Below are 1,271 nucleotides of genomic sequence, written 5' to 3' on the forward strand. Positions count from 1 at the left end.
GGTGTGGGTGATGTGGCGTGGTCGTTGGTGGGGTCGCGGGCGTTGTTGGGTGAGCGTGCGGTGGTGGTGGGTTCGGGTGTGGGTGGGTTGGTGGGTGGGTTGGGTGTGTTGGCGGGTGGTGGTGTGGGTGTCGGTGGTGGTGTGGGTGTCGGTGGTAATGGTGGTGTGAGTGGCGTTGTGGGTGGTGGTGTGGTGCGTGGGGTGGCGGATGTGGGTGGTCGGGTGGCGTTTGTGTTTCCGGGTCAGGGGGCGCAGTGGGTGGGGATGGCGGTGGGTTTGTTGGAGTCGTCGGGGGTGTTTGCGGGGTTGTTGGGTGAGTGTGAGCGGGCGTTGGAGCCGTTTGTGGGGTGGTCGTTGTTGGGTGTGTTGCGGGGTGAGGTGGGGGCGCCGTCGTTGGATCGGGTGGATGTGGTGCAGCCGGTGTCGTGGGCGGTGATGGTGGGGTTGGCGGGTTTGTGGCGGGCGTGTGGTGTGGTGCCGGATGTGGTGGTGGGGCATTCGCAGGGGGAGATTGCGGCGGCGTGTGTGGCGGGGGTGTTGTCGTTGGAGGATGGGGCGCGGGTGGTGGCGTTGCGTTCGCGGGCGTTGGTGGGGTTGGCGGGTTCGGGGGCGATGGTGTCGGTGGGGGCGTCGGTGGGTGTGGTGGAGGGGTGGTTGGGTCGGTGGGGTGGTCGGTTGGTGGTGGCGGCGGTGAATGGTGTGTCGTCGGTGGTGGTGTCGGGGGATGTGGGGGCGGCTGGGGAGTTTGTGGAGTGGGTGGGTGGGTTGGGGGTGCGGGTGCGGCGGGTGGAGGTGGATTATGCGTCGCATTCGGTGCATGTGGAGGGGTTGCGTGGGGAGTTGTTGGGGGTGTTGGGGGGTGTGCGTCCGCGGGTGGGGGTGGTGGAGTGGCGTTCGTCGGTGGGTGGTGGTGTGGGTGGTGTTGAGGTGGGTGGTGGTGAGTATTGGTTTAGGAATTTGCGGGAGCGGGTGGAGTTTGCGTCGGTGGTGGAGGGGTTGGTGGCGGATGGGGTTCGGGTGTTTGTGGAGTGCAGTGCGCATCCGGTGTTGACGGTGGGTGTGCAGGAGGTGGTGGAGGCGTCGTGTGAGGTGCCGTCGGTGGTGGTGGGGTCGTTGCGGCGTGGTGAGGGGGGGATGGAGCGGTTTGTGAGGTCGTTGGCGGAGGTGTTTGTGCGTGGGGTGGAGGTGGACTGGAAGGCGGTGATCGGTTCGGGTCGTCGGATGGTGGACCTGCCGACCTACGCCTTCCAACGCACCCGCTACTGGCTCGA

Annotated in this window: 1 protein-coding gene; it reads left to right on the forward strand. The window is 66.9% G+C overall.

Features of this window, described 5'->3' with window-relative positions:
- On the forward strand, nucleotides 1–1,271 hold a 1,271-nt coding region (locus ABH925_RS37675; RefSeq protein WP_370156156.1), incomplete at both ends, for an acyltransferase domain-containing protein.

It is taken from the genome of Streptacidiphilus sp. EB129 (assembly GCF_041262645.1).
Taxonomy (GTDB): Bacteria; Actinomycetota; Actinomycetes; order Streptomycetales; family Streptomycetaceae; genus Streptacidiphilus.